Raw genomic sequence first — 7,187 nt, forward strand, 5'->3', positions numbered from 1 at the left:
CCTCAAACAAAACAAACTTTAGCTGCTGTATTAAGCGCATTTAAATCAAAGGAAGATGTTGTTGAATCAGCATTAGCTGTTGATTGGTTGTTACCTGCATCTACTTCATTAACACATGTAGAACAAGAAGAAACTAATACAGCAGCACCAACACTCATTATAGCAGAAGTTACAAACCGAGTAATCTTCCATCCATTACACATGTTATGCTTTATATTACGCCATGCTGTAGACATATCTGCTGGGCATTCTCTACCTAAAAAACCTACACATGAGCTCATCTAGTATTTCTAGCATTACCTTTAGAAAAAAATCGGCGAACATGTGATGGTGCCATCATTACTGTCTCACCAATTCGCCCTGCCCCTAAAAAAGGCTCCTCATTTCCTTGATCAAGCTCGTCATTATATCCTGGTAATGGCATAACCACTAAAACATTCCTTATAACCTCTACACCAGATCTTGAGAAAACGTCTGGTGGACTAGAAGGTAGCTGCCACATCGCCATTATTTCATCATATTGAGGTGGAAAAGAACTTAATGGCGCCATAGATATTGCTTCCCCATTACCACCTAAAAATTGCGGCAATTCAAATCCTTCCCCTAACAACCCTTCTTGCTGCGCTGTTCTTGCATCTCTCTCTTCAACATCTAAAGAAACCATATCCCATAAAGCTACACCAGTATCTAAAACATATGCACCACAAGACAGTCCACCAACAATACTATTTGCAACCCACCAATTTACTAATGATTGCTTCGGAAGCGTAACTAAAACAGCGTAATCCACACCCATAAAACCTGCTAGACACTCTGGAAGTAAACAAACATACATCTCTAAAATTGAAAGATAAATATGTCTATCTGTTGCATATTCATCTAGATTAGCTACATATCGTTCTATACATGGCCTAATACCTTTATTCACTACAGCTACTACAAATTTTACAACACTACATACACCATACATACACCCCCCAACGAAACAAACTTTAGCTGCTGTATTAAGTACATTAAAATCAAAGGAAGAAGATGTAGTTAAAACAGCATTATCTGCTGATTGGTTGTTATCCACATCTGTTTCAGTCACACATTTAGAACAAGTAGAAATTAATCCACAAGCAGCAACACTCATTACAACAGATGTTACAAGTCGAGCAACCTTCCATCCATACTTCATATTATATTTCAAATTCTGTAATGCTCTAGATGGACTTTCAGGCCATACTCTACCAAAAAAAACTAACCCTGTGCTCATAAAAAAATACTATCTTTGTTAAAAAAAAGAATTAAAATATAGTTTAAAAATAAATCATCATTAATAAATGAATTTATCTTTATTTTCAATCACAGCATTTTTTAGATTTCTTTTATTTTTTAGTATGTAGGATTATAATTATCCATAGAAAATTACACACACTATCCAATAATTTTTGCCAAGATTTTTAGATAACCCTTTGGAGAAAGCGGTCAGGCATAACCTGTACTATCTTGCCGCATTGCCCAGCACCTTCAAATGATAGTGAGAAATTATGGCTCCCATCATCTTCATCTTCTGACACAGGCACAACCATCAAAACTTTTAATATTACATCCCCTGCTGTTGAACAGAACACCATGGTTGAATCATTAAAATCTCCTTTCTTCATAGATCTTTTTACCTCTGGATTATGTGGAAATGAAGGTAACCAAGACCCCAACTCTGCATAGCCTTCATATTGATCCTTAGTAAAACACCACTGCACCTTAAACATCCTCTCTTCTTCATAACCTGGCAGTTGATCTACTTGCAATACATCTCTTAAATACCGCTTCACCTGTGCTGCTCTTCTATCCCTCTCTTTAACATCTAAAGAGACTATATCCCATAAAGCTATACCCATATCTAAAATGTACAATCCACAAGAAAGCCCACCAACAATACCATTTGCAATTACCCAAATTGCTGGCGAGCGAGCAGTAGATTCCACCGCAACCACACAACCATACTCCATACCCATGAAACCTGCCATGACCTCTGGAATTAAACAAGCAAACATATCTTCAATTAACCAAAAAATATGTCTATTTTTTGCTTTTTCATCTAGATTAGCTGTACTTAGTTCTAAACATAGCCTAATACCTTTATCCACTACAGCTACTACAAATTTTACTGCACTACACCCCCATACAGAAACCCTCCAGTAAAACACACTTTAGCCACTGTATTAAGTGCATTAGAATCAATGGAAGAATATGTAATTGCAACAGTGCTATTTGTTGAATTTCTAGTAATAATATTCATTGCTGATGTGCTATTATTAACACCTATTTCATTAGTACATGTAGAGCAAGTAGAAACTAATCCAGCAGCAGCAAGACTCATTAAAGCAGATGTTACAAATCGAGTAACCTTCCAGCCATGCTTCATATTATATTTTAATTACGCCATGCTCTAGATGAAGTTGTAGGCCATACTCTACCCAAAACAACTATATCTGTACTCATAAAAAAACACCCTTTATCTTGAATGAGAAAAAGTGTTAATTATAGTGTAAAATAAAAAATTAAATCATCATTATTAAAAAATTATTTTATTCTTATTGACATGTTTTTATTGTATGATATTTGGGGCCATAATTATCCTATAGCCAATTATACCCCTCTCACAATCTTTGCAAAATTTTTTAGATAACCCTTTGGAGAAAGGGTTCAGGCAACATTACTACTATCTGGCCCACTTATTCACCAACTCCACGCAATACTGAATCAACACTTATGGCATCCTCAAATACATCATCATCACCTTCTTCATCTTTTGGAAATAGATCCTCCATCCAAACATGTCTTATCACATCCCCTAAACCTGGGCTGAAAACAAATGATGCATGATTACTGCTCCCCTCGTCATTGTGTGACAATGAAGACAACCAAGACCCTATTGGTACATAACCCTCCATCTGATCCATACTACTAAAATACCTCTGCAGAACAGACATTTCTTCAGTTTCACTTTGCTGTTGACGCAACCCAAATAACTCTCCTAAATATCGCCTAACCTGAGCAGCTCTTCTATCTCGCTCTTCAACATCTAAAGAAACCATATCCCATAAAGCTATACTGGTATCTAAAAGGTACAACCCACAAGAAAGTCCACCAATAACACCATTTGCAACAAACCAACTTGGCGATCTATAAATAGATTCTGCTACAACTAAACGACCATAATCCATACCCATAAAACCTGCTAAAGACTCTGGAAGTAACCCCACAATCATATTTCTAACCGCCCTATTAGTATGTATATCTCTTGCATTTTCATCTAGATTAGCTCTGCTTAGTTCTACACATGGCCTAATACCTTTATGCACTATAGCTACTACAAATTTTACAACACTACATGTGCCATACATACAACCGCCAATGAAACAAACTTTAGCTGCTGCACTAAGTACATTAAAACTAAAATCTGGAAGTGTATTTGCAACAACACTAGTTGTGGAGTTATTATTAGTAACATCTGCTTCATTAGCACATGTAGAGCAAGTAGACACTAATCCAGCAGCAGTAACACTCATTATAGCAGATGTTACAAGTCGAGTAACCTTCCATCCATATTGCATATTATATTTTAAATTGCGCAATGCTCTAGATGGAGTTGTAGGCCATACCCTTCCCAAAAACTCTATACCTGAATTCATAAAAATACCATCTATAGTTAAATAAAAAAGAAATGAACTACAGGATATAATAAAAATAAATAAATAATCACTATTAATTAATCTATTTTTAAAAAAGTTAAATTAAATATCGCAGCTCAAAAAATTTTCTAAGAATCTATTTCCAAACTAACTTCAAAAGATCCTAAAGAAGGATCTAACTCAGCTTAATCTAGAATAGCTATTTTTTTTATAAATGGTAAAATACCCTTATTAAAGAAAGCCATGACATGCACTAAGCAAGCTTTAGCTACCAGAAGAAATTTGTTAGAAGGAAAATATATGATCGCCAATCACATTAATTTTTGTTTATCATTTATACCACTCCATAAGGACATGGATAAACAAAAAATAATCTAATAACAGCACCATTCATTAAAGCTGCAACTATAAGTTGAACAACATCATTTCTCGTATTATCATCTTTTAAGAACACAAAATAATAAAAAATTACTCCTCCTTAAACACACATTTCTTCAAGATTATGATCTTTTGGAAGCAAGGCAACAAATCTACATTCATATCTTTTTTCCTTCGTCATCATCATTAAAAGAAATTAGATCACACAAAGCTAGAATAGAATCTAATACATAGAATCTACCAAAAACTTGATTTGAATATACCCACTTTGATGGTGTGCCAGATATAGCTCCTTCAATAACTACACAAGCATAATCTACACCAAATAAACCTGCTAAAAGCTCTGGAAATGCAGACAAAAACAAATATTTAAATACTTGATTCATTTCTTTTTTGGTGATTTATACGTCTAGACTACTGTTCCTTAACATAAACATTGTCTAACATCTTTTTTCAGAATAACTGATACAGTTTTTACAAAACTAGATGCAGCATAGATGTAGATAACCCTGAATGAAACAAGCTTTAAATATTACAGCAAGCGCATTAGAATCAAAAATACAATGCGTAGTTACAACAACATTTATTCATTAAAAAAGTCATGAGATGTCTCTTTAAATCATTATTAGCGATGCATTCCTTTAGATTATAATTGTTCTATAATCATCAGACCTATCTTTATAATTTCTGGCATCATCACTTTTTAAATCATCAAAAATAACTCACCCTCGACTACGCATTTCTCCAGGATCTTGAGCTTGTGGAGGTAGCGCCATCATAGGCATTCCTTCTCCATTATTTGGATGCAAAGGCCATGCCAAAAAAGCTACATCCCTCCGTCTTAATAATGCTATTCTATTCCCTTCATAGACATTGAAAGAAATCATATCGCATAAAGCTAACACTGTATCTAATGCACAGAATCCAGTAGAAAATATACCAAAAACACGATTTGCTAATACCCACCTTTCTATCGATCCAGATGTAGATATTCCTATAATTATATAAGCATAATCTAGACCCACCACACCTGCTAAAATCTCAGGGAATAAACAAAAAAGCATATCTGAAAATAATATATCAATATGTCTATTCATTACATCTACATCTAAATCATCTGCTCCTAGCTCTATAAAGGGCCTCATACCTTTATTTACAACAGATCCTACAAATTTTATAATACTACACGCGCCATATATACAACCCCCAATAAGGCAAGCTTTAGGCATCATATTAAGTACATTCAAATCATTAGAAGAACATCTAGTGGAAACAGCATTTATTGTTGCATCATTATTACTTACATCTATTTCATCAGCAAATGCAGAACAAGTAAAAATGAATCCAGCTAAAAAACTCATTGTAGAAGCTGTTATAAGCCGAGTAACCTTCCATCCACATTTCATATTATCTCTTATATTGCACAAGGCGTGAGATGTATTTGTAGGCCATTGCCTTCCAATAAAAATCAGTCCCATGTAAAAAATTCCTCATTTATAGCTAAGTACACATGGTGACAATTAACGTGAGTCTTCCCTTAACCTTACCATTTTTTTTCTATATTATTTTATTTACATCTGAAAAATATAATACATTCACGAAGTAGAGCGCTTGTGATACCCATAAGCACTTAATAGAAGAACATACCCTCATATTCCTTGTTCAAGCTTCATTGTAAGAAGGATATAAGGATATTCTGATTAATACCATACTAAATTTTACTATATCTTAAACAAGGATAGACAGACATATAGCTCCTTATTTATAGCTTCAAAATTTACTGTCCTCTTGCCCTTAATATCTTAAAAAAAACCATATTCAATAAGGCTAAATCAACATCTAAAACATAGACCCATAAGAAAGTCCACTAATAACACCATTTGCAATTACCCTACTTCCTTATAATTTAGAAATAAATTTTACTAAAACTAACTCACAACCATATCTTCAATTGATCAAAAAATATGCCTATCCTCTTCGTCTAAATGAGCTAACTTTTTTACTAAATATGGATTATTGACTAATGCCTTCATTAGGCTTTAGATAATAGCTTAAGTTTATTAGAATTAAAAAAGAAGACCCCCGCTGAAATAACACCAGTAATTAAGAAGCTATAACTTACAGCTACTCCACTGCAGATATGTAATAAATAAAAACTAACCTAATAGAAGCCACATTCATTTAAGCCACAGTTATACATTAAACAACCTTTCATCTATTCAGCATAATTATGCTTTAGGTTACGCAATACTTTAGATAGAGTCTTAAACCATACTATTGACACAATGTTACAGCACAATTGTTCTACAGCCATAAAACCTAAATAGCTTTACAATTTCTATATTATTTCTGGCATCATTACTTTTTAAATAATAAAAAATAAATCATCCGCGACCACGCATTTCTCCAGGATCTTGAGCTTGTGGAGGCATCGCCATCATAGGCATTCCCTCTCCATTATTTGGATGCAGAGGTAAAGCCAACCGAACTAAATCAAACTGTCTTAATTCTTCCACCCTATCTCTTTCATAAACATCAAAACAAATTAACATAGATAAAATTAAGCCAACATCACACAAATAAATTAAAGAAGAAAGTCCAACCATTAAAATTCTGTTCCCTTTTTCAACCTCTGATACCACAGACTCATCTCCTTTGACAATTAAAATCATACTCAAAAGGCTTATCATAGTGCTCCAAACATTCAGGACACCATGAACTTTTATTTCCAGCCTTAATCGATCTTTACACCTTTCCCAATCTAATCCTGACCTTTGAGAACTCATAAAGAGCCTATATGTCAAAAAATCACCAAAAAAAAATTCTCCTACGCATTTTATAAGACATAATGCGCCATATACAGCTCCTGAAACAACGGAAATTTTAACATTTTTTCCAGACAGATCCAAGCTAGACACAAATGTAGGCATCGAACTAACACTATTTGTTGATACATTGTTACTTTTAAAAGATTCATCAAAATAGTTATAAAAAATAACAGTTAATGCACACCCCGCAATAGTACATAAAGAAGCGCCCATGAATCGAATTAACTCATTTCCCTTTTTTATATTCTGCTTAAAATTAACACATGCTTCAGATACATTTGTTGGCCATTTTCTTCCAATA

At 33.9% G+C, this 7,187-nt stretch carries 8 protein-coding genes; all 8 read right to left on the reverse strand.

Features of this window, described 5'->3' with window-relative positions:
- Positions 1-2: 2 nt before the first annotated feature.
- The gene (locus CLAVI_RS03100) at positions 3-281 is read right to left on the reverse strand and encodes a hypothetical protein (protein WP_194844136.1); all 279 of its coding nucleotides are present in this window, start codon (positions 279-281) and stop codon (positions 3-5) included.
- Positions 278-1,258, reverse strand: coding sequence for a hypothetical protein (locus CLAVI_RS03105; protein WP_194844137.1), 981 nt, complete (start codon positions 1,256-1,258; stop codon positions 278-280). Before CLAVI_RS03105 ends, CLAVI_RS03100 begins: the two co-directional genes overlap by 4 nt.
- 187 nt (positions 1,259-1,445) lie before the next feature.
- A complete protein-coding gene (locus CLAVI_RS03110; protein WP_194844138.1) occupies positions 1,446-2,192 on the reverse strand; it encodes a hypothetical protein in 747 nt (248 codons plus the stop codon).
- Positions 2,150-2,410, reverse strand: a complete 261-nt coding sequence (locus tag CLAVI_RS03115; protein WP_194844139.1) for a hypothetical protein — start codon at positions 2,408-2,410, stop codon at positions 2,150-2,152. Before CLAVI_RS03115 ends, CLAVI_RS03110 begins: the two co-directional genes overlap by 43 nt.
- A gap of 310 nt (positions 2,411-2,720) precedes the next feature.
- Positions 2,721-3,680 (reverse strand): hypothetical protein, encoded by a 960-nt coding sequence (locus CLAVI_RS03120; protein WP_194844140.1) that lies wholly within the window; start codon positions 3,678-3,680, stop codon positions 2,721-2,723.
- 536 nt (positions 3,681-4,216) lie between these two features.
- A complete protein-coding gene (locus tag CLAVI_RS03125; RefSeq protein WP_194844141.1) occupies positions 4,217-4,444 on the reverse strand; it encodes a hypothetical protein in 228 nt (75 codons plus the stop codon).
- A gap of 336 nt (positions 4,445-4,780) precedes the next feature.
- Positions 4,781-5,536, reverse strand: a complete 756-nt coding sequence (locus CLAVI_RS03130) for a hypothetical protein (protein ID WP_194844142.1) — start codon at positions 5,534-5,536, stop codon at positions 4,781-4,783.
- Between the two features lie 906 nt (positions 5,537-6,442).
- The coding region (locus tag CLAVI_RS03135; RefSeq protein WP_194844143.1) for a hypothetical protein at positions 6,443-7,187 on the reverse strand (745 nt) is incomplete at its 5' end.

Source organism: Candidatus Clavichlamydia salmonicola, from assembly GCF_015356765.1.
Taxonomy (GTDB): Bacteria; Chlamydiota; Chlamydiia; order Chlamydiales; family Chlamydiaceae; genus Clavichlamydia; species Clavichlamydia salmonicola.

What these genes read in the sequence shown, in the direction of transcription:
- CLAVI_RS03100 (WP_194844136.1), bottom strand. Translation starts at nt 281, where the DNA reads ATGAGCTCATGTGTAGGTTTTTTAGGTAGAGAATGCCCAGCAGATATG.
- CLAVI_RS03105 (WP_194844137.1), bottom strand. Translation starts at nt 1,258, where the DNA reads ATGAGCACAGGGTTAGTTTTTTTTGGTAGAGTATGGCCTGAAAGTCCA.
- CLAVI_RS03115 (WP_194844139.1), bottom strand. Translation starts at nt 2,410, where the DNA reads ATGAAGCATGGCTGGAAGGTTACTCGATTTGTAACATCTGCTTTAATG.
- CLAVI_RS03120 (WP_194844140.1), bottom strand. Translation starts at nt 3,680, where the DNA reads ATGAATTCAGGTATAGAGTTTTTGGGAAGGGTATGGCCTACAACTCCA.
- CLAVI_RS03125 (WP_194844141.1), bottom strand. Translation starts at nt 4,444, where the DNA reads ATGAATCAAGTATTTAAATATTTGTTTTTGTCTGCATTTCCAGAGCTT.
- CLAVI_RS03130 (WP_194844142.1), bottom strand. Translation starts at nt 5,536, where the DNA reads ATGGGACTGATTTTTATTGGAAGGCAATGGCCTACAAATACATCTCAC.